Annotated in this window: 22 protein-coding genes; 17 read left to right on the top strand and 5 right to left on the bottom strand. The window is 35.5% G+C overall.

Features of this window, described 5'->3' with window-relative positions:
* The first annotated feature begins 11 nt into the window (after nt 1-11).
* Nucleotides 12-1,082, top strand: a complete 1,071-nt coding sequence (gene xylF / locus P2Q73_RS15785; RefSeq protein ID WP_056832975.1) for a D-xylose ABC transporter substrate-binding protein — start codon at nt 12-14, stop codon at nt 1,080-1,082.
* A 604-nt stretch (nt 1,083-1,686) separates the two neighbouring features.
* Here the strand turns inward: xylF and rpsD are convergent.
* Nucleotides 1,687-2,289, bottom strand: coding sequence for a 30S ribosomal protein S4 (gene rpsD, locus P2Q73_RS15780; RefSeq protein ID WP_053588607.1), 603 nt, complete (start codon nt 2,287-2,289; stop codon nt 1,687-1,689).
* Between the two features lie 392 nt (nt 2,290-2,681).
* Here rpsD and P2Q73_RS15775 point away from each other — a divergent pair, with 392 nt between their 5' ends.
* Nucleotides 2,682-4,538 (top strand): sensor domain-containing diguanylate cyclase, encoded by a 1,857-nt coding sequence (locus tag P2Q73_RS15775; protein WP_082461095.1) that lies wholly within the window; start codon nt 2,682-2,684, stop codon nt 4,536-4,538.
* Between the two features lie 304 nt (nt 4,539-4,842).
* A complete protein-coding gene (megL, locus tag P2Q73_RS15770; RefSeq protein ID WP_056832977.1) occupies nt 4,843-6,036 on the top strand; it encodes a methionine gamma-lyase in 1,194 nt (397 codons plus the stop codon).
* A gap of 655 nt (nt 6,037-6,691) precedes the next feature.
* Here megL and P2Q73_RS15765 read toward each other — a convergent pair.
* Both P2Q73_RS15765 and hisJ read right to left on the bottom strand, forming a co-directional pair.
* Nucleotides 6,692-7,171, bottom strand: a complete 480-nt coding sequence (locus P2Q73_RS15765) for a GAF domain-containing protein (RefSeq protein ID WP_056832979.1) — start codon at nt 7,169-7,171, stop codon at nt 6,692-6,694.
* A 2-nt stretch (nt 7,172-7,173) separates the two neighbouring features.
* On the bottom strand, nt 7,174-7,983 hold the full coding sequence (hisJ, locus tag P2Q73_RS15760; protein WP_056832981.1) for a histidinol-phosphatase HisJ: 810 nt from the start codon (nt 7,981-7,983) through the stop codon (nt 7,174-7,176).
* 147 nt (nt 7,984-8,130) lie between these two features.
* On the opposite strand from hisJ, the gene ezrA reads away from it, so the two are divergent.
* From ezrA to rarD, 6 genes are all read left to right on the top strand, one after another.
* Nucleotides 8,131-9,831, top strand: coding sequence for a septation ring formation regulator EzrA (gene ezrA / locus P2Q73_RS15755; RefSeq protein WP_275789000.1), 1,701 nt, complete (start codon nt 8,131-8,133; stop codon nt 9,829-9,831).
* A 197-nt stretch (nt 9,832-10,028) separates the two neighbouring features.
* The gene (locus tag P2Q73_RS15750) at nt 10,029-11,171 is read left to right on the top strand and encodes a cysteine desulfurase family protein (RefSeq protein ID WP_275788998.1); all 1,143 of its coding nucleotides are present in this window, start codon (nt 10,029-10,031) and stop codon (nt 11,169-11,171) included.
* Nucleotides 11,168-12,370: a tRNA uracil 4-sulfurtransferase ThiI gene (gene thiI / locus P2Q73_RS15745; protein WP_056832987.1), complete on the top strand. Its 1,203-nt coding sequence runs from the start codon at nt 11,168-11,170 to the stop codon at nt 12,368-12,370. Before P2Q73_RS15750 ends, thiI begins: the two co-directional genes overlap by 4 nt.
* 81 nt (nt 12,371-12,451) lie before the next feature.
* A complete protein-coding gene (locus P2Q73_RS15740; protein ID WP_053588614.1) occupies nt 12,452-12,655 on the top strand; it encodes an alpha/beta-type small acid-soluble spore protein in 204 nt (67 codons plus the stop codon).
* Between the two features lie 144 nt (nt 12,656-12,799).
* Nucleotides 12,800-14,383: an acyl-CoA synthetase MbcS gene (gene mbcS / locus P2Q73_RS15735; protein WP_275788995.1), complete on the top strand. Its 1,584-nt coding sequence runs from the start codon at nt 12,800-12,802 to the stop codon at nt 14,381-14,383.
* A gap of 134 nt (nt 14,384-14,517) precedes the next feature.
* Nucleotides 14,518-15,423 carry an EamA family transporter RarD gene (gene rarD / locus P2Q73_RS15730; protein WP_275788993.1) on the top strand — a complete coding sequence of 302 codons (906 nt, stop codon included), beginning with the start codon at nt 14,518-14,520 and terminating at the stop codon, nt 15,421-15,423.
* Between the two features lie 334 nt (nt 15,424-15,757).
* On the opposite strand, the gene P2Q73_RS15725 is transcribed toward rarD, so the two are convergent.
* Nucleotides 15,758-16,558, bottom strand: a complete 801-nt coding sequence (locus tag P2Q73_RS15725; protein WP_053588616.1) for an NAD kinase — start codon at nt 16,556-16,558, stop codon at nt 15,758-15,760.
* Nucleotides 16,559-16,712: 154 nt separating this feature from the next.
* Here P2Q73_RS15725 and sppA point away from each other — a divergent pair, with 154 nt between their 5' ends.
* The 5 genes from sppA (at nt 16,713) to P2Q73_RS15700 (ending at nt 21,099) form a co-directional block, all read left to right on the top strand.
* The gene (gene sppA / locus P2Q73_RS15720; protein ID WP_056832991.1) at nt 16,713-17,723 is read left to right on the top strand and encodes a signal peptide peptidase SppA; all 1,011 of its coding nucleotides are present in this window, start codon (nt 16,713-16,715) and stop codon (nt 17,721-17,723) included.
* Between the two features lie 15 nt (nt 17,724-17,738).
* The gene (locus P2Q73_RS15715; protein WP_275788990.1) at nt 17,739-18,317 is read left to right on the top strand and encodes an RDD family protein; all 579 of its coding nucleotides are present in this window, start codon (nt 17,739-17,741) and stop codon (nt 18,315-18,317) included.
* 36 nt (nt 18,318-18,353) lie between these two features.
* Nucleotides 18,354-18,863: a thiol peroxidase gene (tpx, locus tag P2Q73_RS15710; RefSeq protein WP_053588618.1), complete on the top strand. Its 510-nt coding sequence runs from the start codon at nt 18,354-18,356 to the stop codon at nt 18,861-18,863.
* A gap of 47 nt (nt 18,864-18,910) precedes the next feature.
* Nucleotides 18,911-19,840, top strand: a complete 930-nt coding sequence (locus tag P2Q73_RS15705; RefSeq protein ID WP_275788987.1) for a class I SAM-dependent methyltransferase — start codon at nt 18,911-18,913, stop codon at nt 19,838-19,840.
* A gap of 68 nt (nt 19,841-19,908) precedes the next feature.
* A complete protein-coding gene (locus P2Q73_RS15700; RefSeq protein WP_275788985.1) occupies nt 19,909-21,099 on the top strand; it encodes an acetate kinase in 1,191 nt (396 codons plus the stop codon).
* 31 nt (nt 21,100-21,130) lie between these two features.
* Here the strand turns inward: P2Q73_RS15700 and P2Q73_RS15695 are convergent, their stop codons facing one another.
* The gene (locus P2Q73_RS15695) at nt 21,131-21,583 is read right to left on the bottom strand and encodes a universal stress protein (protein ID WP_053588625.1); all 453 of its coding nucleotides are present in this window, start codon (nt 21,581-21,583) and stop codon (nt 21,131-21,133) included.
* Nucleotides 21,584-21,796: 213 nt separating this feature from the next.
* Between P2Q73_RS15695 and ald the strand changes: the two genes are divergently transcribed.
* The 3 genes from ald to P2Q73_RS15680 all read left to right on the top strand — a co-directional run bounded on the left by ald (nt 21,797) and on the right by P2Q73_RS15680 (nt 23,701).
* The gene (ald, locus tag P2Q73_RS15690; protein WP_056832996.1) at nt 21,797-22,912 is read left to right on the top strand and encodes an alanine dehydrogenase; all 1,116 of its coding nucleotides are present in this window, start codon (nt 21,797-21,799) and stop codon (nt 22,910-22,912) included.
* Between the two features lie 79 nt (nt 22,913-22,991).
* Nucleotides 22,992-23,357: a fluoride efflux transporter CrcB gene (gene crcB / locus P2Q73_RS15685; RefSeq protein ID WP_275788982.1), complete on the top strand. Its 366-nt coding sequence runs from the start codon at nt 22,992-22,994 to the stop codon at nt 23,355-23,357.
* On the top strand, nt 23,354-23,701 hold the full coding sequence (locus P2Q73_RS15680; RefSeq protein ID WP_275788980.1) for a fluoride efflux transporter FluC: 348 nt from the start codon (nt 23,354-23,356) through the stop codon (nt 23,699-23,701). Before crcB ends, P2Q73_RS15680 begins: the two co-directional genes overlap by 4 nt.
* Nucleotides 23,702-23,923 lie beyond the last annotated feature (222 nt).

Here is a 23,923-nt window from a genome sequence, read left to right as displayed (position 1 = left end):
GAGGTAAACGGATGAAAAGAAAGGCTATAATTTTATGGTTTTTAGTAATAGCCTCGTTTCTAATTGCTTGTACAGATACGCAAAAGCTACAACAGGAAACCGACGAGCCAGAAAAAATAACACCTCTTGTTAAGGACGATGATTCAATCCGTATTGGATTTTCGATGGATACTCTACTGGAAGAGCGATGGTTAAGGGACCGAGATTTATTCAAGGAAGAAGTTGAATCACTAGGAGCAGAAGTTAAGATTGTAGCAGCTAATGGAGATGATGCTCTACAAATTTCACAAGCAGAGGCGCTCATCAGTAGCGGAATTGACCTTTTAGTAATTGTACCGCATAATGCTGAAGCAACAGCGGCAATTGTGCATAAGGCACATTTAGCAGGGATCCAAGTAATTGCCTATGACAGGCTTGTGAAAAATGCAAACCTCGATTTGTATGTGTCTTTTGATAATGAACAAGTAGGTGAGATGCAAGCAAAAGCTATCACTGCAATCGTACCGAAGGGTAATTATGTGATTATCGGAGGGGCAATTACTGATAATAACGCACACTTATTAAAAAAAGGTGTATTCAACGTGCTACGTCCATATATTGAAAGAGGCGATATTAACATCGTTTATGATCAGTGGACGAAGGATTGGACTCCTGCTAATGCAAAAACTAATATGGAAGAAGCTCTCCATACTACAAAGGGGCAAATTGACGCAGTGATAGCGGCAAATGATGCCACTGCAGGCGGTGTTATACAAGCACTTGCTGCAAAAGGATTGGCAGGAATCGTGCCAGTTGCAGGGCAAGATGCGGATTTGGCTGGAGTACAGCGGATTGTTAGTGGAGATCAGACGATGACAGTGTATAAGCCAATTCGGATGCTCACACAAGAAGTAGCGAAATTAGCGGTAGCTATGGCAAAAGGGGAGGAAGTCCCTGCTTTCCAAAAAGTTAATAATGGGAAAATTGAAGTTCCTTCCGTGTTACTATCGCCAATTGCTGTAAATGTTCACAACATAGAAAGCACGGTTATTGCGGATGGGTTTCATTCTTCGGAGGATATTTATAAAGACACTTCGAAGTAAATAGTATGTCATTTTAATTTCAATAGATCTATATATGGAATAATTTAAGTTCACTTTTTGGATGATTGTATTCAAAGGAGGCGACTCCAGTGAGAAGTGCTTGTCCAGGTGAGAATCCTCAGGTGCTAACAAAGGAACTAGGGTTTTCAACCTTTATTGCTAACACTGCTTTAGATTTATTAACATAATTCAAGTCAACAGTAATCTTTTGGTTTTATGACGCATATGGAACATATTGCGTCGTAGGAAATAAATAGAAGCATTGGGGGCATCGTTTTGGTGTCATTTTATTATATACAAAGGTGTGAGAGGATTACGAAAGTGAGTAAGTTATATGGTATAAAATTTCAGAGGTGCAAGGTAAAGGCCAACCACAAAAAGTGGAAGGGCATTGATTATTTCTATTTACTGTATGATGACTTTCATTTCTGTTAATTTCAATACCTGTTCACTTATTTAAAATAGTCCCACAAAACTCCCCCAATTGTTAACGATTATTTAAGGAAGTATACACTCACTTTTATCAAAATATAAAAAAACCCTAAAGCCTTGGGTTAACAAGGACTTTAGGGCTTCTAAAAATACTCTTAGAAGAGTATTGCTATTAACGAGAGTAGAACTCAACGATTAGAGATTCGTTAATTTCAGCAGAAAGTTCTCCACGTTCTGGAAGACGAACGAATGTACCAACTTTTTTGTCTGCATCAAAAGAAAGATATTCAGGTACGAAGTTGTTTACTTCGATTGATTCGCTTACAACATTAAGGTTTTGAGATTTTTCACGAAGAGAAATTTCTTGACCTGGTTTTAAACGGTATGAAGGAATATCTACACGTTTACCATCAACCATAACGTGACCATGGTTAACTAATTGACGAGCTCCACGACGTGTGCGAGCAAGACCTAAACGGTAAACGATGTTATCAAGGCGAGTTTCAAGAAGAATCATGAAGTTTTCACCATGTTTACCTTGCATTTTACCAGCTTTATCAAATAGTGTACGGAATTGACGTTCGTTAACACCATAAGTGTGACGAAGTTTTTGTTTTTCTTGTAATTGAAGACCGTACTCTGTTAATTTTTTACGTTGGTTTGGACCGTGTTGTCCTGGTGCGTAAGGACGTTTTTCTAATTCTTTACCAGTACCGCTTAGTGAGATACCAAGACGACGTGATAATTTCCATGATGGACCTGTATATCGAGCCATGAATGACTCCTCCTTTTATTGGTTTTATTTTGTTGTAAAATAAGACCAGATGTATCCAAACTAGTAGACATTTTGTTTTCATGTATCATCGCCCATGCAGCCAAGGGTTACAGGATACACCATCTATAACTATAGAGGAACAAAATGAGCAATCTAGATCATACAACTGCTGCATTTATTTTACACAAATTCTATTGTAACTTTTTATAATTTGTAAGTCAACATATAATAAACTTTAAGTCATTAATTACATTGATATATAAAAGATTTTACTATTCTGATTAGTCGTATATTAATTGACAAATTATGTGAAGTATAGTCAAATAGAATTATAAAGAGTATGTGATAAAAGTAATGTATTTACACTTGGAAAGTTAAGAGGTGTTAAATGGATGGACGTTAAAATAGTGGAGCCTATAAAGAGCCGTATTTTAGATATTTGGTATGAAAATGTCTTTAATCATGAGTCTAGTTATGACTGGTTCGAAGATTTAAAAGAAATACTTTCCGAGTTTTTTAATGTTCAGGTGGCAAATTACTTCATATTTGATACAGATACATTTTTACAATTACAATGGAATCATTCATTAGCTAAAAAATTAAATGCAATTAAATGGTTTGAAGTCGAAGGATATTTTTGTGGTCAAGACTTTAATGAAATACCATTTTTACAAAAAAATAATTTGTCAGATGGCGAAGTATCTATTTTGTTAAGGGATGAAGAAAATAAACCCTTAGGCTTGTTAATAATGGAATCGACTCAAAAATGGAAGGAATTTTCCCAAACAACAGAAGTAATCAGTTTTATAACTAGTATTAGTACATTGGTTCAAAAAATAAAAAAAACCGTCTATTTAACACAGCAAGAACATCAATATCGAAACTTGTTCAATGTTACGAAGATGTTTTATTCAACACTTGATATTGGACAAATATTAGAAGGTACATTAAATGCTGTACAAGAGGCGTTTCCAAATTTTAAAGCAATCTTAATATTGTCCAATGATCAAGATCGAAAGACTTCGGTTCCGTATAAACTTTTTGACTATACATCTGAGAGACCAGCAACAGTTGAAGCATATGTTTCAGGGGAAATCACAACAGAGTTAGCAACAGATTTAGGAGCCCGTTTATTAAATGTACCTATTAAAGGGAAACAAGGTATCTATGGCATAATGCAATTGTCTACACCTCTGGATTATTTATTTTCAGTCAGACAAAAAGAATTTGCATCCTTACTTGCTACAGCAGCTGGAAATGCATTAGAAAATGCAAAACTATATATTCAATCACATAGATTAGTATCTGATTTGCAATTAATTAATGAAACCTCCCATAAGCTAAATATGAATCTATCTTTAGAAGATATGCTCTCCTTTTTACACAAACAATTTAATAAATCTTTTAAGCCTGAACAAATTGGGTTCGTTTTTTTAAACGACCAAGGGCCTGAAGTTTCTTCCGCCAGTTCAGAATTTTTTCATACATCGAATGGACAAGAATATATAAAATATGTAGTCAACCATTTTGGAAAAGTTCAGGATGCTCTGTTCATTGCAGATCTTAATAGACTAGCAGAACAAAAATTTGATTTCCAATCGCTCATTGCAATACCAATTAAAGAGCAAAATCTTATTACTGGATTTAGCATTGTGTTACATAAAGAACCGTATTTCTTTTCATTTGATAGCTTCAAATTAATGCAATCTCTCATACAGCATTCTTCTCTAGCGATTAGCAATTCTAAATTGCGTAATAAACTGCAGGAAATGGTGAATCGTGATCATTTGACTAATCTTTTTGCACGTAAATATTTAGATAAATACGTGGAAACGTCTATGAAAAATGACGAGCGTGGCGTCTTCATCCTCCTGGATATTGATAACTTTAAATTAGTCAACGATACACATGGCCACCAGGTTGGAGACGAAATACTGAAGCAAATCGCGAGTGTTATTAAAAAGCGAACAGAAGGAATTGGTATTGGAGCAAGATGGGGTGGAGAGGAACTAGCTGTATATTTGTCTCAAATGACGATTGAAGAAGGCATAGAAGAGTCCAAAAACATAATTAAATTAATTCCTGACAATACAAATCCGAGTGTAACTGTATCCATTGGAGTTTGCGGATGGGATAAAAATGAGCTTCCTTCTTTTCATCATTTGTTCCATAATGCAGATACAGCTCTATATGAAGCGAAAAATAGTGGTAAAAACCAATTACGTATTTATAAGGCATCTTCACTTTAACAAGGTGAAGATGCCTCAGACTGTTGACAAACGCTCGCATTCTTCGTTGCTTGCTCCTGCGCAAAGCTCGTCGCAAACAAGAGCGTTTGCACTTCGTTGTAAGCTCATGAACTCAAGTTCTATTCGCTTCCGCCTAGTGCTGGCGCGCCTCGAATGACAAGCGTTTTCAAGACAGTCTGAAATGAACCCTACTAAATTTGTCTACAACCCGAGGCATCTTCACTTTAACAAGGTGAAGATGCCTATCTTTTTTATTTTATTCATTGTAAAATAAATGTAAGCGTTTACAAAGGAGTGTATTTGCATGACAAATGAAAAGCTACAAAAGGAAACATTATACATTCATAAGGGATATAATTCGGACCAGCATCAAGGTAGTTTATCTGTACCTCTTTATCAAACTTCTACCTTTGCATTTGAAACAGCAGAGCAAGGTGCTAGAAGATTTGGAGGTGAAGAAGCTGGTGGAATCTATTCAAGACTTGGTAATCCAACTGTTCACGTCTTAGAAGAACGAATGGCGGCTCTTGAATATGGGGAAGGGGCATTGGCTTTTGGATCTGGAATGGCAGCAGTTAGTACTATATTAGTTCATTTAACAAAAGCAGGAGATCATATTCTTTGTACTCGAGGAATTTACGGTTGTACATTTGGTCTCTTGAACATTTTAAAGGAAAAATATAATATCTCGCATGACTTATCCTTATTAGCAAGCGAAGAAGAAATTGAGGCAGCTATTAAACCGAATACTACTTGCATTTATATCGAAACACCGATTAATCCAACTATGGAAATTGTGGATCTTGAACTAATTACAAAAGTAGCTAAAAAACATGGAATACAAGTAGTAGTCGATAACACTTTTAGTTCACCTTATTTACAAAATCCTTTGCAGCTAGGTGCAGATTTTGTTTTGCATAGTGCGACAAAGTATATTAATGGGCATGGAGATGTTATTGCGGGAATTTTAGTAGGTAAACAAAAACAGGAAATAGAAGCGATACGAATGTCTATTCAAAAAGATTTTGGTGGAATCATATCCCCATTTGATGCATGGTTACTGATCAGAGGATTGAAAACGCTACATGTTAGAATGGATAGACATACTAAAAATGCGGAGGATATTTTGTCCTTTTTAAAAACGTGTGAGTTGGTAGAAAACATCTACTACCCTTATGATAATCAGAATCCTCAATTTGAGATAGCTAAAAAGCAAATGAAAGCTGGAGGAGGACTTATTTCATTTACGGTTCAAGGCGGTCTAAAAAGTGCTCAAAAGCTAATGAATGAACTACGTTTAATTAAAATTGCAGTTAGTTTAGGAGATGCAGAAACATTAATACAGCATCCCGCTACGATGACCCATTCAGTAGTACCTGAAAAAGAAAGAATGGAGATGGGAATTACAGATGGTTTACTACGCTTATCTGTTGGTCTAGAGAATTCTACTGATCTAATAGAAGACTTGCAGATAGCTTTCTCCAAACTAAAAAGCTGAGGGATATCCCTCAGCTTTTTTATGATTAGGTACGCATACTACACGGCTGTGCGATTATGCATGCTACGACTAAGCTTTCAATGACGAGTCATTTTGCCTCTCTCATCCGTATGAAGTCTATAGAATTTGACTTTTTATATAAGCTCTTTCAATCGTTGAAACGGCTCCCTTTCCGCGGGCGTTGCCTTAGCCTCCTAGGTCAACACGATGTTGGTCATGCAATCGTTGCCGCAAAAGTTCTTTTGCGACGAGCTTTGCGCAGGAGCAGGATGCCGCGAACTTAGATTGCCTTCCCCTGAACTGTGGGGTCTTCGGCAAACGCTATTCCCACAGGAGTATCATCTTTTTCAACGATTTTCTATAAATACTAATTGTAAAAATATAAGGAATAAAAACTTGCCCTATTAATGGCATAAAGGTTTTCTAATTGAAAAGCGGATAATAGTTGATTGGAGTGGAAGGCGGCGACTCCAGCCGGAATTTTCTGCACCGAAAGCGAAGCGAAATTAATTTTTGCGACGAGCTTTGCGCAGGAGCATTGTTTTTTGCGACGAGCTTTGCGCAGGAGCAAGGGAAGCGGCTGAAGCCATGCCGGCGGAACGCGTCCGCCTGGAACCGATAGTATCCATTTAAATTTTATCTAATCAACAGTTTTTTATATATGTTTTACTAAAATTTGTACGAATTGCTCTAAACCTTGCTTATCCTGTTCGGAAAAACGATTTTTAATAGGACTATCGATATCAAGTACACCTAACAGTTCGCCGTTTTTCTTAATTGGAACAACAATTTCTGACTGAGATGCCGCATCACAAGCGATATGACCTGGAAAAGCATGTACGTCAGGAACAATTACTGTTTCTTTCGTATTTGCTGCTGTTCCACAAACCCCTCTACCAATAGGTATTCTTACACATGCAGGCAAACCTTGAAATGGTCCTAACACTAGTTCCCCGTCTTCCATCAAATAAAAGCCTACCCAGTTAATTTGGTCGAAAAATTGATTTAAAAGTGCCGATGCATTGCTTAAATTGGCGATTGCATTTGTTTCGCCTTCTAATAATGCATCTAATTGCTTGCTTAACATCGTATAATTTGCAGATAAATCTTCTGAATACGTTGATTGAGTAAACATGATTATTCTCCATTCTCTATATATTTATTTACTTCGTTATAAAATTGATGTAAATCTTTTACTTGATGCGCATCTGACCCAAAAACCAATTCAATTCCTAACTCTTTTGCCAACATAATGTAGGAAGGAGGAGGATAGCTTTCTAAACAATACGTTTTTGCCAGACCAGCGCTATTTACATCCAATTGAAGGTGTTGATTTTTCATTTCTTTTAAAATAGATACGATAGCATCGTGATCATCTACTTTTTCTGTTAAGGCATGTTGGAATTTATGTATTAGCGTAATATGACCAATTCTTTTTGGTTTAAATTTTCCTAAATCACTCGTTATTGAATCCATGAGTGTTTTATAATACAATTTGTACATAGACATCGGATTTCCAACTTGTTGAGCGAATTCTAAATAAGTAGCCTTGGAATAGTCGATACATGTATATTTATTTTCAAAACGCAAAAAGTGAACAGATAAGATAGAATCATCTAAATATTTACCATACGTATTTAAAAAAGAAGTTGTTTCTTCTTCAAAGCCTGAAATAAAATCTACTTCCAACCCCGTTGAAATAATAATATCTTTTTCATATTGTTTTTTCAAATCATGTATATCAGACAAATATGATTCGAGCCTAGTGAATTCCATCCCACTGTCTTGCTCGGGAGTAGGGTCGATGAAATTTTTAGGTAATGGGGCATGTTCTGTAAACGTCATTTCTTGGAACCCGTTTTGAATCGCTTTTTCAATGTATAAGTGAAAAGAATCGAGTGTACCATGAGGACAATATGGTGAATGAATATGGCCATCTTTTCTCAAAAAATATACCTCCAATTGAATAAAATACAATTATTTCAAAGAATTCATTGCTTTTCTCTTGTTTTATGAAACAATAACATAAAAAGAATGGTAAAATATATAGTAATAGTTAAAATAGAACTCTTGATCTTGGAACGGGGGCTTACGATGAAGTATATCATCCCAGTGGTTATTATACTTTTAGTCATTGCAGTTTTTGCATTTATTATAAGACGAAAACATAATACTGAAATTGAACGGTTAGAACATGAAAAACACCAGATACAGAATAAACCGATTTTAGAAGAAATGACGAAAGTAAAACAGCTGAACATGAATGGTCAAACGGAAGAAATGTTTGAGCGTTGGAGGAATACATGGACAGAGGTAATGGATGTACTGATGCCTAAAATTGATGTTCTATTATTTGATGCGGAAGAAAACGTGGACAAGTTTTTCTTTATAAAGGCTTCCAAGACTGAAAAAGAAATTCAGTCATTAATTACTTCATGTGATCAGAAAATGTCTACGATTCTAAAAGAACTAGAAGAATTAATTGGTAGCGAAGAAAAGAATCGCATTGAAATGGAACAGTTGAAAGAACAGCATCGCGCTGCTAGAAAAACGTTACTTGCACATCAGTATTCATTTGGGGATGCAGTTCCAGTACTTGAGGCTAAATTAGAATCATTTAATCCTCATTTTGAAGAATTTGATAAATTGACAGATTCAGGAAATTATTTAAGCGCTCGTGAGATTGTCATATCTGTACAAAATGAAGGACAAAAGTTTTTTCATATTTTACATGATATCCCTACAGTGCTATCAGAAATTCAACACAAGATCCCTGCAAGTATTCACGAATTAAGAAACGGTCAAAAGGAAATGGAAGAGAGCTCTTATTACTTGCAACATCTAGAAATGACAGCAAAATTAGATGCTATAGAAGAAGAACTAAAAGTTTTGAAAGAAGCTATTGTTGAACTAAAAGTGACCAAAACAATTGAACGTGTAGAAGAAATAAAAGATGAAATTGAAACTTTCTATGATTTACTTGAAAAAGAAGTATTAGCAAAAAAATACGTAGACCAGCATAAAGAAAAAACGGCTGATCGTCTTAGAGAAGTTACATCCGTAACTCTTGCAGTAAACGAAGAAGCAACCTACGTGCAACAAAGTTACCGTTTACCAGAAAAAGAGGCAGAGATTCCTCAAAGCTGTTTAAAAGAGTTAGAAGAGTTGCAAAAGAAATTTGAGTTACTTTCTAGCCGGGTTGAGGAAGAAAAATCTGCTTATTCTAGTCTTCAAGAAGAATTGAACGAAATTGCAGAAGATATTGACCGTTTATATGAAGAACAAGATCGATTTGCAAATAGTTTAAAAAACCTTCGAATTGATGAAAACAAAGCTCGCGCGAAACTAGAGGAATTAAAAAATTTGTTGCACGATACAGACCGAATGTTACAAAAAGCTAATATCCCTGGAATTCCAGAGGATATGGATGTTCGCTTAGAAGAAGCGGAAGAACATATTTATGTAGCGATGCAAAGCCTGCAAGAAGTTCCTCTCAACATGTCTTTAGTCGAAAATTATTTATCAAAAGCTGAAGCTTGTATGGAAGAAGTGCATCAAAAGGCAAAGGAAATGCTTGAAAATGTATTATTAACAGAAAAGATAATACAATATGGAAACCGATATCGCGCAAATCATCCAAATGTTCACATGCGCTTACTGGAAGCAGAAGAAGCATTTAGACAACTTAGATATGCAAAAGCTTTGGAAGATGCTGCAACTGCGGTTGAAGAGGTTGAACCGGGTGCTTTAAAGAAAATTGAAGTTCTAGTGAAAGAAGACGCTTGGCGTACATAATTCAGAAGGTTTCAGAAATACTTTCAAACTTTGTAGCTGCTGCAAAAATCTTATTTCAGTAAGAAGCACTTCAACGGAGAAGTGTTTTCATACAGTTTAACAACGATCTATTTAATTTTTTTAGACTTTGTATACTAATGTGAACCGCCTCACACTATTGTGAAGGTGGTTTTTTTCCGAAAAGGAGGGTATAACACATGATTTATTTTGATAATAGTGCTACAACTAAAGCACATAAAGAAATAATGGATACATTTATATCGGTAAATGAAAATTTTTGGGCAAATCCTGCATCTATCCATGAATTTGGGCATCATACAAATGAATTGCTACAATCAGCAAGAACACAAGTTGCAGATGTACTAAAAACTGCAAGCGAAAAAATATATTTTACATCTGGTGGAACAGAATCGAATAATTTAGCCATATTCGGTTTAGCAAATAAATATAAACTGCGTGGTAATCATATTCTCATATCAGAAATCGAACATCCTTCTATATTAGAAGCAGCAAGAATGCTTCAACAGCAAGGATTTATTGTGGAAGAAATTCCTATCAATAAGGATGGGGTTATTTCTATAGTCGATTTAAAAACATTAATTCGTAAAGATACAATTTTAGTTAGTGTTATGCATGTTAACAATGAAATAGGATCTATCCAACCGATAAATGAAATATCCGCACTTATTAAATCAAATAGTCGAGCTGTATTTCATATGGATGCCGTTCAAAGCTTTGGAAAGATGCTTGTAAATTTTGATGAGCAACATGTCGATGCTATTACTATTTCTTCTCATAAAATTCATGGTCTCAAAGGTTCGGGACTTCTAGCATTAAAAAATTCGATAGAAATTGATCCAATTATATATGGAGGCGGACAAGAATCTGGGATTAGAAGCGGAACAACGCCAGTTCCTCTTGCTGTAAGTACTGCAAAAGCAGTAAGATTAGCGAGTATTAATCTTAAGGAACATATAGAAAGCTTAAAAAAAATGACAGAGGAACTTAAGCGTTTTTTAAAAACATTTTCTTCCATAAAAATCATTTCCCCGGAAATAAGAGCACCTCATATCATTTCTTTTTCAGTGAAAGGTGTAAAAGGAGAAGTATTTATAAATGCTTTGCAAAAGGAAGACGTCATTGTCTCTACAAGCAGTGCATGTTCATCTAAACAAACGAAAACGAGTCATGTATTAAAAGCTATGCATCTAGAAGATGACTATATTAAAGGTGTCATTAGATTGAGTCTTTCGTATACGAATACAGATACTGAAGTGGAGCAATTTAAAAAAATATTTACGAAAGTAATGAATGTAATAAAAGGAGACATAAAAAGATGAAATGGGAAAAAATATTAGTTCGATACGGTGAATTATCAACAAAGGGTAAAAACAGAAAGGCATTCATTACACATCTTAGAAACAATATAAAATTTTCATTTGTTGATTTACCTAATGTAAAAATCACAGCTGAAAGAGATCGAATGTTTCTTAGCTCGAAAGAGGATGCAGAAATTGATGAACTGATCAAACGTCTTCCAAAAATATTTGGTATTCAATCATTCAGCCCAGTTGCTTCTTGTACGCAAGAACTGGAGGATATAAAAGAAACTGCTATAAAGATTATCGACAGTTTAGACTACGAAGATAAAACATTTAAAGTAACGGTAAAGCGTACCGATAAACGATTCCCACTAGATACGTACGAACTTCAAAGAGAAGTTGCAAATCATGTGCTAAGACAATTTACTACCTTAAAAGTGCAAATGAAAAAGCCAGAAATTGAATTACGAATTGAAGTTTTATCAGATGCAGTATACATGATGGCACAAGTTATACCTGGTGCTGGTGGAATGCCTCTTGGTTCCAATGGTCGCTCATTGTTGATGCTCTCTGGAGGAATCGATAGTCCTGTAGCAGGCTATATGTTATTGAAACGTGGAGTTCGATTAGATGCAATTCACTTCCATAGTCCACCTTTTACAAGTGAACGTTCAAAAGAAAAAGTGATGGATTTAGCCAATCAATTAAGTCATTTTGGCGCAACAGTAAGATTGCATGTCATTCCTTTTACCGCAATCCAACAAAGTATTCAAGCTCAAATACCCGATAATGTATCAATGACAACGACTAGAAGAATGATGTTGAAAATCGCTGATCTTGTAAGGGAAGAAATTGGAGCACTAGGAATAGTCACAGGTGAGAGCTTAGGACAAGTTGCAAGCCAAACATTAGAAAGCTTAACAGCAATAAATGCAGTATCCACAACACCAATTTTTAGACCACTTATTTCTTTTGACAAACTTGAAATAATTGATATAGCTCGAAGTATTGGGACATATGAGACCTCTATATTGCCTTATGAAGATTGTTGTACAATTTTCACTCCATCCTGTCCAAAAACAAAGCCAAAGCTTGAAAAAGTGGAATACTATGAAAGCTTTAAGGATTTTGATGAATTGATAAAAGAAGCAGTAGAGAATAGAGAAGTGTTTTCATTTCCAAGTAAAAAGAAAAACGAGTTTGAAAATCTGCTTTAATAATTAACAAAATATACCTCATCGCCTTGTGTATGATTTAAAAGAAATCGACCAATCTATATTCACAAGGAGGTGAGAGACATGCCAAACAACAATTCTTCAAACCAACTTTTAGTACCAGGAGTAAGACAAGCACTTGATCAAATGAAATATGAAATTGCTCAAGAGTTTGGAGTACAACTTGGGGGAGAAGCATCATCGCGTGCCAACGGATCCGTAGGCGGAGAAATCACTAAGCGATTAGTTGCTCAAGCTCAACAACAAATGAATGGTTTCAGCAAATAAGAAAACAACGGACCGGTAGCTTAGGCTGCCGGTTTTTTATTTTGGCTAATTTTTTTATAAATAAAGGTTTCTGAAAATTAATTTTATATATAAAACTCAGTTAATTTCCTTTATAATTAAAGTGTATAAAAAGGAGGAGTTAGGATGAATAAACAAGACTTAATTGCACCTCAAAATTATAACCTAGTTAGTGAATTTGAAAAATATAGTAAAGATGAAAGTAAGCTAGCACTTATTTGGGAATCCGATAAGGGTGAAGTGAAGACTAGTACATATAATCAACTAATGAAAAGATCAAATAAAATAGCAAATCTTTTTGGACGAAAAGGTCTCCAAAAAGGTGATGTAGTATTAATCATGGTTCCTCGATTAATAGAGGCTTACGAAGTTTATATCGCAGCATTAAAAGCGGGGTTAGTTGTAATACCGAGTTCAGAAATGCTTCGAGCAAAGGATATTGAATATCGTCTTGTGCATAGTGAAGCAAAAGCTATAATTGCATATGAGCCATTTTTAGACCAATTCGATGATGTCTCTCACTTAGATGAAAAATTACTATTAGTAATAGGTGAAAGTAAAGATAACTGGGTATCACTAACAAATGAAATTGTAGCAGAATCAGATGAGTTTCAAGTAGTAGATACTTTAAAGGATGATATGGCATTTCTATCTTATACAAGTGGTACAACTGGAAATCCAAAAGGTGTAGTGCATACACATGGCTGGGCTTTTGCACATTTAAAAACATCTGCTCCAAATTGGCTTGGGATTCAAGAAGGTGATATTGTTTGGGCAACGGCTAGTCCGGGATGGCAAAAATGGATTTGGAGTCCGTTCCTTGCAACTTTAGGAAGTGGTGCGATTGGTTATGTTTATAATGGGAAATTTGATCCAAATACGTATTTAAAAAATATGCAAGAGAAAAAAGTAAATGTTCTTTGCTGTACACCCACTGAATACCGAATTATGGCTAAAGTAGATGGATTAAAAGATTATGATCTTTCCTCACTTCACAGTGCTGTTTCAGCAGGGGAGCCTTTGAATAGAGAAGTTATTGAAACATTTGATCGATTATTCAATTTAGAAGTACGAGACGGCTACGGTCAAACAGAAAATACATTATTAGTTGGAACAATGAAAGGGACAGAAGCTCGTCCTGGTTCTATGGGAAAACCTACTCCTGGAAATACAGTAGAAATAGTGAATGAATTTGGAGAAATTTGTGCTCCAGGAGAAGTTGGAGATATTGCAGTGCATATAGAAACTCCAGCTCTATTTAAAGAGTATTTAAAGGATCCAGAACGAACATCTATGCAATTTAGAGGAGATTACTATATTACAGGCGACCAAGCGAAAAAAGATGAGGATGGATATTTTTGGTTTGAAGGTAGAGGAGACGATATCATTATTAGCTCTGGTTATACCATTGGACCATTCGAAGTGGAAGATGCACTTACAAAGCATCCTGCTGTTCAAGAATGTGCAGTTGTTGGAAGTCCAGATGAGCTTAGAGGAACGATCGTAAAGGCATTTGTTGTTTTACGTGATTCATCCATTCAAGGCACTGAGGAACTAGTGAAAGAACTTCAAGAGCATGTGAAATCCATGACAGCGCCATATAAATATCCGCGTGAAATAGAATTTATCAAGGAATTACCAAAAACTACTTCCGGTAAAATTAGAAGAATAGAGTTAAGACAGCAAGAACAACAACTCAAAACTAAATAATAAATTAGCACGGAGAATAATATGTTCTCCGTGCTTTTTTGTCTGACTGGATGAATATGTCCATTTACTTCAGTGAAGTAAAGTATTATAATGTTTCTTGTGTTTCGAGTTCCTAAATATGTGGGGTGATAGTTTTGCAAAATGAAGAAAAACAAGGGATAGTAATCGTAGCTGTTGCCTATATTTTTTGGGGTTTTATGCCAATATATTGGAAGTTGCTTTTGGATGTTTCCAGCGACGAAATCTTAGCAAGTCGAGTAATATGGTCCTTTATATTTACGTTTTTAGTAGTAATTCTAATGAAGAACTTTCGGGTATTAATAAGTGATTTAAAAGAACTTTGGAAAAATAAGAAAGCCTTTTGGAGTCTTGTTCTAGCTTCTTACTTAGTAACGGGTAATTGGTTTACATACATATTTGCAGTAAATGCAGGATACATTGTTCAAACAAGTCTAGGTTATTATATTAACCCATTAATTTCAGTGCTATTAGGTATTATTTTTTTAAAAGAAAAATTATCAAGAGCCCAGCAGCTTTCCGTACTTATAGCGGCTGCAGGAGTGGCAATTTTAACTGTCTCCTATGGAGAAATCCCATGGATTGCTTTTATTTTGGCGTTAACATTTGCTTTTTATGGACTAATTAAAAAAAGTTTAACGATTGATCCATTGAGAGGATTAACTCTAGAAACTTTGTTCGTTTTACCAGTGGCTCTTATATATTTTGGCTATTTGTTAATTACTGATAAAGCAGTCTTTTTTCATTCTAGTACTCCTACAATGATATTGTTAGCTTTTACTGGTGTAGCAACTGCGGTACCGCTTGTGTTGTTTGCCAAAGGTACTAAAACGATGCCACTTTATATGTCTGGTTTTCTTCAATACATAGCTCCGACTCTCATGTTGGTTATCGGAGTTTTTATATATGACGAAACGTTTAGTAAAATTGAATTCATATCATTTTCCTTTATTTGGCTTGCGTTAATCTTATTTACTGCATCAAAAATTGTAGAGGTACGAAAAAAACAGGTAGTGCTTTGACTACCTGTTTCTATTTATAAAAAGCTTTATTTACTCCACGTAATATGTTGAGAAGATCTAGACGTAAGTTTCTATTCTGTTGAGAATCTATTGAATATATCTACAACGAACAAGCCAAAGAAAGCAGAACACGGAAGTGTGCTTGCCGCACGCTACGCATGAGCCTCCGCAGGATGAGTTGCTCCTTCGTCTCTCTCCCATCCTTTACGGGGTCTCATTCTTCACGCTCTTGCGGCGTGTAAGGCACACTTCCTAGATATATCCTTTAATACAGTACTATTTCATTAGAAGAATTAGACCCAGCACTTTGTTTTGAAGGTAAAACAACATGCCCTTATAAAAAAGAACGTTTTACTTTTTCCCAGTAGCTATTATCTTTTAATTTTACGGTTTTGATGATTTTATTGCTTAAAGCAATAGAGACAGTTTCTACATGCTGTATGCTTAAAGCTTCGTTGTCGGTGCTCATAGATGGATAATCATTCCAATCCTTATGTAAACGGAGTTCGAGAGATCTATTGCCGCTCAATATAAAAGAAGTGCCAAGAGTTCTGAATTCATTGCTATTGACGGAAGCAATCTCTGTTACTTGGATACAAGGGAGAAGTGGATCTACAACTGCACCGTTTAACGATTTGTTGTAGGCAGAGCTTCCAGTTGGTGTTGAAATAACCATGCCATCTCCTCTAAACGTCTCGAAGAGCTTATCATCAATAATAATATCTAATACAAATGTTTTTATGATATTGGATCGAATCGCAAACTCATTTAAACAATAAAATTTTGGATTATGATTGACCGATATTTCCATTAACGGATATTTTCGAACTTTTATTTGATCATTTAATACTGCATCTGCCATCGCTTCTATATCTTCTATTAAAAAGTCACAGTACATACTTAATGTGCCAGTTGTTGATATTCCAGCATAAAGACAATCTTGACGAAAACCAGTTTTGCGAACGGCCTGCAAAAAAGATCCATCTGTTCCAATACTAACAATAATAGAAGCATCTTGGTGGTTGTCTACAACCTGAAAGCCGTACGATTGAATCGCATCTGCTAAAACATCTTTTTTTTCTAATGATTCTATGTCATTCTTAGTATAAAGAAATATTGTATTTCTTGAGGTCATTAAGCTTTCTCCTTTTAATTAAATAATATTTTTGTCATATGAAATTAATTAGAAGTATGTGATCTTCTGTATATGCATTTATTTTAACATTTCATGAAACATTTAGACATTTTTTTCGTATGTAAGAATGTAAACAAAAGGAGGAACAAGGTATATGAATATGAAACGTTGGTTTGCCATTTTAGGGGCATCCGTATTATTAGCAGTTTCTATTTTTGTCAATACGTTATCGAGTGCATTTTCGACGGATTGGACAGCAATGATGGAGGAGTTTGCATCAGTTTCAAGCTCTGAATTTTATGAAACAGTAATTGAAGAGGGTAATATGAATGAGCGTGTTGCACTCCTTACAGTAAATGGAGTTATACAGGATACAGGAAGTACTGGATCACTTTTTGCTACGGAGACTTATAACCATCAATTCTTTTTAGAGCAATTAGAACAAGCGAAAACAGACGAATCAGTTAAAGCTATCGTACTTCAAGTAAACTCTCCTGGTGGTGGAGTAGTTGAATCAGCGCAAATTTATAAAGAAATTAGAGAGATACAAGAGGAAGCTGGTAAGCCGGTTTATGTTTCGATGGGCAGTATGGCAGCATCTGGTGGTTATTATATCTCAGCATCTGCGGATAAAATTTTTGTAAACAAAGAAACAATTACAGGATCAATCGGTGTAATTATGCAAAGTGTCAATTATGGTAAGCTTGCAGAGAAATACGGTGTAGAATTTGTTACCATCAAATCAGGTCCATATAAGGACATTATGAGCCCATCAAGAGAGATGACAGAAGAAGAGAGAGAACTGTTACAGGTCATGTTGAACGACTCCTATGAGGATTTTGTAGATATTATCGAACAAGGACGTAATATGACGGAGGCTGAAGTTAAAAAAGTAGCGGACGGAAGAATAGTAAATGGTCGTCAAGCAGTTGAAGCAGGATTAGCAGATGAAATTGGATTTATAGAAGATGTAATTCAAGCGATCAAAACAGACAATGATTTGGAAGATGCAGAGGTTTTTGAATATGGATACTCGCCAAGCTTTTCTTCATTGTTTGCGATGAAGGCACAATCATTCTTTGGTGTTGATATGGAGTCTAAATTAATCGGTAAACTGATTGCAGATAATAGTGCACCTCGCATGATGTATTTATACGGTGAATGATAAGGAGGGAATATGATGAGTGAAATTGAACAGCCAGAAGAACGTATTGTGCAAGTAAGTGAAGCTCCAACTCAACCAGTCACTAAGCCAACTGATCAATTTGAGCACAAAGCGGCAGGCTTTTGGATACGTTTTTGGGCATATGTAGCGGACCTGTTAGTTTTGGCTTCTATTGGAATGTTACTAATAAAACCTATTTTCCGTTTACTTTCATTGGAGATAAATGATCCTACTTGGTATGCTCCTTTTACGTTAATTACATCAATTATATTTTATGCTTATTTCGTGTTGATGACGAAATTTTTCAACCAAACAGTTGGAAAAATGATTTTTGGTATTAAAGTAATCACAAAGGATCGAGAAAAGTTAAAATGGAGTACGGTTTTATTTAGAGAATGGGTTGGTAGAATTATCTCGGTGATTCCACTAAATATTCCATATCTTGCAGTTGCTTTTACTCCTAAAAAGCAAGCTATTCACGACTTTATTGCAGATACTTTAGTAGTACACGAAGCTGTATATGATAAAACTCAGAAAGTTGAATATACATGTCCTCCTGCTGCAAAAGAGTTGCAAGAGCAGAACATATTCTAGTAAGATGAAGATATTGAAAAAGGAGGCTACATATTTATGGCTCAAGTAACATTTAAAAACAATCCAGTAACTTTAGTTGGAAAAGAAGTAGTAGTTGGAGAAAAGGCGCCAGACTTTACAGTTCTAGCAAATGATTTATCACCAGTAACACTTCAAGACTCTGCTGGTAAAGTTCGTTTAATAAGTGTAGTTCCTTCCCTTGATACAGGAGTATGTTCTACACAAACAAACAAATTCAATCAAAGTGCTGCTAGTTTAGGTGAAGATGTAGTAATCTTAACAATTTCAGTAGATTTACCATTCGCTCAAAAACGTTGGTGCGGAGCTAATGCTGCTGACGCAATTCAAACTCTATCTGATCACCGTGACCTTTCATTTGGTAGAGCATACGGTGTTTATATGGAAGAACTACGATTACTAGCTCGTTCTGTTTTTGTAGTCGATAAAAATGACGTGGTTACTTACGCTGAATACGTTAGCGAAGGTACCGATCATCCAGACTATGAAAAAGCATTAGAAGCGGTTAAAGCATTAACGAACAAATAAAACATTTAAGCCCACTCTTAGAGTGGGTTTTACTATGAGGGATAAATATGCACACAAATGTAGAAAAAATTTTTACGTTTATCGATCAAGAGAGTAGCTTTATAGAAGAACAAGCATCTGTTACCTATTTAGAGGGAGTTATTTATGCACTGGAATTATGGTTAACAGACAAAAAAACGCCTTCCATCATTAATACTAGCAAGGAGCAAATAAGAAAAGCTGTACAACTGGCGATACTTAAAGGTATGAAAAAATCTGCTCAAGTCAATCATCAAATGACCCCAGATGCGATTGGATTACTAGTAGCTTATTTTGTGAAGGAAATGTCGAAAGACAAAAAGGAATTGGCAATTTTAGACCCTGCCTTAGGAACAGGTAATTTACTTTATACAGTAATGAATGCATTACCAACAGAGAACCATGCATTTGGAGTGGAAATTGATGATTTGTTAATCCAGTTGGCTGCACAAACAGGAGAGTTATTAAGTTGCGACGTACAACTATTTAGACAAGATGCTCTACAGCCTTTACTAATCGATCCTGTTGATATTGTTGTAAGTGATCTGCCAGTTGGATATTATCCTGATTCAGAATCAGCAAAAGACTACTTCCTACATAGTGAAGAAGAGATGTCTTATGCACATCACTTGTTTATCGAGCAGTCGATGAAACATGTGAAACCAGGTGGCTTGTTATACTTTTTAGTACCTGAAACAATTTTTGAATCGAAACAAGCTCCAAAACTGCATAAATTCTTGAAAGACAATGGTTGGATTCAAGCTGTTATCCAATTACCGTCAACTATTTTCAAATCAAAAGGACAAGAAAAAAGCTTATTAATCATACAAAAGAAAAATGAGACTTTAAAAGCTCCAAGAGAAGTTTTACTTGCAAAAGTACCTAATATGTCGAACAAAGAAGCAATGGAACTCTTTTTTAAGAAAATTGACATATGGCAAGAAGAAAACGCTAAATAATGATTGTTGCTCGCTCCTTCTGTGAAAGGTACAATTAACGTACTAGAATATAGAAGGGGCGTTTTTTTATGGCAAATATTTTAGCAATTAATGCAGGAAGTTCTTCTTTAAAGTTTCAATTGCTCAAAATGCCAGAAGAAGAAGTAATTGCAAAAGGGTTAATCGAGCGAATTGGTTTGAGCGAGCCAATTTTTACGATGACGACAGAAAGTGGACGTACTCAATTAATTGAACATGTTGAAAACCATACACAAGCTGTCAAATTAATCATTCGGCAGCTGTTAGAAAAAGATGTCATTCACTCTTTAGAGGATATCCACGGAGTTGGACATCGTGTTGTTCATGGTGGGGAAGTCTACAGTGATTCTATACTGATCGATGAAAAGGTTATGGATAAATTAGATGAGCTATCTGAGCTGGCACCATTACATAATCCAGCAAATATTACAGGTATACGTGAGGTTGCGAAAGAATTACCGCATGTTCCTGCTGTAGCAGTTTTTGATACTGCCTTTCATCAAACAATGCCAGAGAGCTCATACTTATATTCCATTCCTTATGACTATTATAAGAAGTATGGCATCCGTAAATATGGTTTCCATGGGACCTCTCATAAGTTTGTTGCTTATCGTGCAGCAGAGATGTTAAATCGACCTATTGAGACTACACGATTTATATCTTGCCATTTAGGTAATGGAGCAAGTATCGCTGCTATCAATCGTGGAAAATCAATCGATACCTCAATGGGATTCACACCTCTTGCCGGAGTAACGATGGGTACAAGATCGGGGAATCTCGACCCAGCACTCATCCCTTATTTAATGGAAAAGACGGGTAAAAGCGCAGAAGAAGTTCTAGATATATTAAATAAAAAATCTGGTATGCTAGGAGTATCTGGATTTTCCAGTGATCTTCGTGATATCGTTAACGAGGCTTCTAAAGGAAATGATCGTGCTCAGTTAGCCCTAGATGTATTTGCAAATCGTATTCACAAATATATTGGCTCTTATGCTGCTCGAATGAATGGAGTAGACGCAATAATATTTACTGCAGGTATCGGAGAGAATAGCTCGGTCATTCGAGAAAAAGTTTTAAGTGGACTACAATTTATGGGTGTTTATATGGATCCTGATTTAAACAAAATACTTGGAAAAGAAACGTTTATAAATTACCCACATTCACCAGTAAAAGTAATTGTTATTCCGACGAATGAAGAGATAATGATTGCGAGAGACACGATGAGATTGGCGGAATTATAAAAAAGGTAACCCAAGGGCTACCTTTTTTTATTTAACTTTCTGTTTCTTCTGTACGAACTACTAGAACATCACATTTTGAGGAGCGAACGATGTATTCAGATACACTACCGATAAGGAAGCGTTCTACTGTGTTTAAACCAGTTGCCCCACAGATGATTAAATCTGCTTCTACTTTGTTTGCGATGTCTTTTGAAATCATTGTTTTTGGTGAGCCATACTCAACGATTATGTTCACATTTGCAACGCCGCCTGCAAGAGCTTCTTTTTTATATCCATCTAATAATTCTTCCGCAAAAACTTGAGCTCGTTCAGCGATAGAGCGGTCATAAGCCTCGATTGCAGCAAATGATCTTGTATCAATAATGTTAATCAAGTTTAAAGTGGCATTGTTTCTTGCTGCAATGGATACAGATTTTTTAAAAGCAAGCTCCGCCTCTTTAGAACCATCTACTGCAACTAGAATTTGTTTGTATTTTAATGTCATAATTAAAACCTCCTATTCTTGTTTTATATATATATTTCGTGATTTCTTTTTGTATTCCTTCTACTTAGAGTAAGATTTTAAGAACAACTTGTGAACTTATCCATATAATTATTATTTTATTGAAGTAATTTTCCTATATAAATGTTAAAATGGAAGTGTTTTAAAACGTTTTCATTTTTATTACTTAAAATATGTACATAAGGGGATATGGAAATGCGTATTGGTGTACCAAAAGAAACTAAAAATAACGAAAATCGTGTCGCTATGACGCCTGCAGGTGTTGTTACTTTAAAACATCACAATCATGAAGTTATTATTGAAACTGGAGCGGGATTAGGTTCAAGTTTTACTGATGAGGATTATATAGCAGCAGGTGCAACAATTGTAAATACTGCACAAGAAGCATGGAATCAAGAAATGGTTATGAAAGTAAAAGAACCAACTCATGATGAGTTTCATCTGATTAAAGAAGAATCCATCCTTTTTACTTATCTACATTTAGCACCTGAAGAAGATTTGACAAAGGTCCTATTAGAAAAGAAAGTAACTGCTATTGCTTACGAAACGGTTCAACTTCCGAATAATTCATTACCACTATTAACGCCAATGAGTGAAGTTGCTGGTCGTATGGCAACACAAATTGGTGCTCAATATTTAGAGAAAATTAATGGCGGTAAAGGAATTTTACTTGGTGGTGTTCCAGGAGTACCACGTGCGAAAGTTGCAGTTGTTGGTGGGGGAATTGCTGGAACAAATGCAGCTCACATAGCTGTAGGTATGGGTGCACAAGTTACAATCATCGATTTAAATCCTGATCGTCTTCGTCAGTTAGAAGATTTATTTGGTAGTAATGTTCAAACATTAATTTCAAATCCTTATAATATCGGACAAGCAGTAAAAGAAGCAGACTTAGTAGTGGGAGCAGTTTTAATTCCTGGTGCAAAAGCTCCAAAACTTGTTTCAGAAGAGATGATTAAATCGATGTCTCCTGGCTCTGTTGTAATTGATATTGCAATCGACCAAGGTGGAATTTTTGAAACTTCTGATCGTATCACAACGCATGATAACCCAACTTATGAAAAGCATGGTGTTGTTCATTATGCAGTTGCTAATATGCCAGGAGCAGTTCCTAGAACTTCTACAATGGCCCTAACGAATGCAACTGTTCCTTATGCTTTGCAAATTGCTAACAAAGGATATCAACAAGCTTGCTTGGATAATCTTGCATTACAAAAAGGTATCAATACTTTAGCAGGTCATGTTACTTTTAAAGCGGTTGCGGAAGCACAAGGTCTTCCTTATGTGGATGTTACAACGCTTTTAAACTAAAATATTTTGCTGTGAACACCCAAAGATATTAAAACTTTGGGTGTTCTGTTTTTTATTTATTAAGATGGAGTGTTGAAAAATGGCATATTTACTTGTAGGAGTAGCTGGAGCATTAGGGGCATTATTAAGGTATCTAATCGGGCTTCTATTGTTTACAGACTCTATTTTCCCGTTTGCCACATTAGCTATAAATTTAATCGGTTGTTATATACTCTCTTACTTATCATCAGTAGTACTGCCAAAAAGTAGGCTACCTTTGACTTTACAAACTGCCATAACTTCAGGGTTTTTAGGTGCTTTTACAACTTTCTCCACATTTAGTTTGGAAACAGTGGAATTAGTTAATAGAGGTGAATATCTATTGTCTATAGTATACGTATTGATCAGTATGATTGGTGGCATTCTGATGAGTAAATTAGGTTGGAATAGTGAGGGGGGTAAATGAGTATTTTACATCTTGGAGCTGTAGCTATTGGAGGGTTTATAGCATCCATCGTTCGATTTTACATATCCCAAAAGCTTAACAATCCTGATCGAAAATTACCATTTGGCACACTTCTTGTTAATTTAAGCGGATCTTTCTTATTGGGATACAGTATTCATTTAGGTCTTGATAAATATCTTATTCTACTTCTAGGAATAGGATTTCTAGGTGCTTTTACAACCTTTTCAACCTTTAATAAAGAATTACTTACACTTCAAAAATATCCTCGAAAATGGCTCATCTATTTTGCCGCTACTTATTTGGGAGGCATAGGCTTAGCATTTCTAGGATTCTATATAGGATAATAAAAAAGCATCCCGTAGGATGCTTTAGTTCGTCTACAAACTAGTGTAAATATCCATCACATTTTATTGGATATGAGAAGCGTCCGCTCGACTCCTGCGGGAAAGCGAGACAGACGAGACCCTGCAGAAGCGTAGCGACGACACTGAAAAAGTCTATAGATTTGACCTTACTAATAATGTCGTCCGGTATATAAGAATATCGTTGAAACGGCTCCCTTACCG

Origin of the sequence: Bacillus sp. Cr_A10, assembly GCF_029222665.1 — a bacterium.
In the GTDB taxonomy this organism is placed as follows: Bacteria; Bacillota; Bacilli; order Bacillales_A; family Planococcaceae; genus Psychrobacillus.
This window is presented reverse-complemented; position numbering and strand designations above follow the sequence as displayed.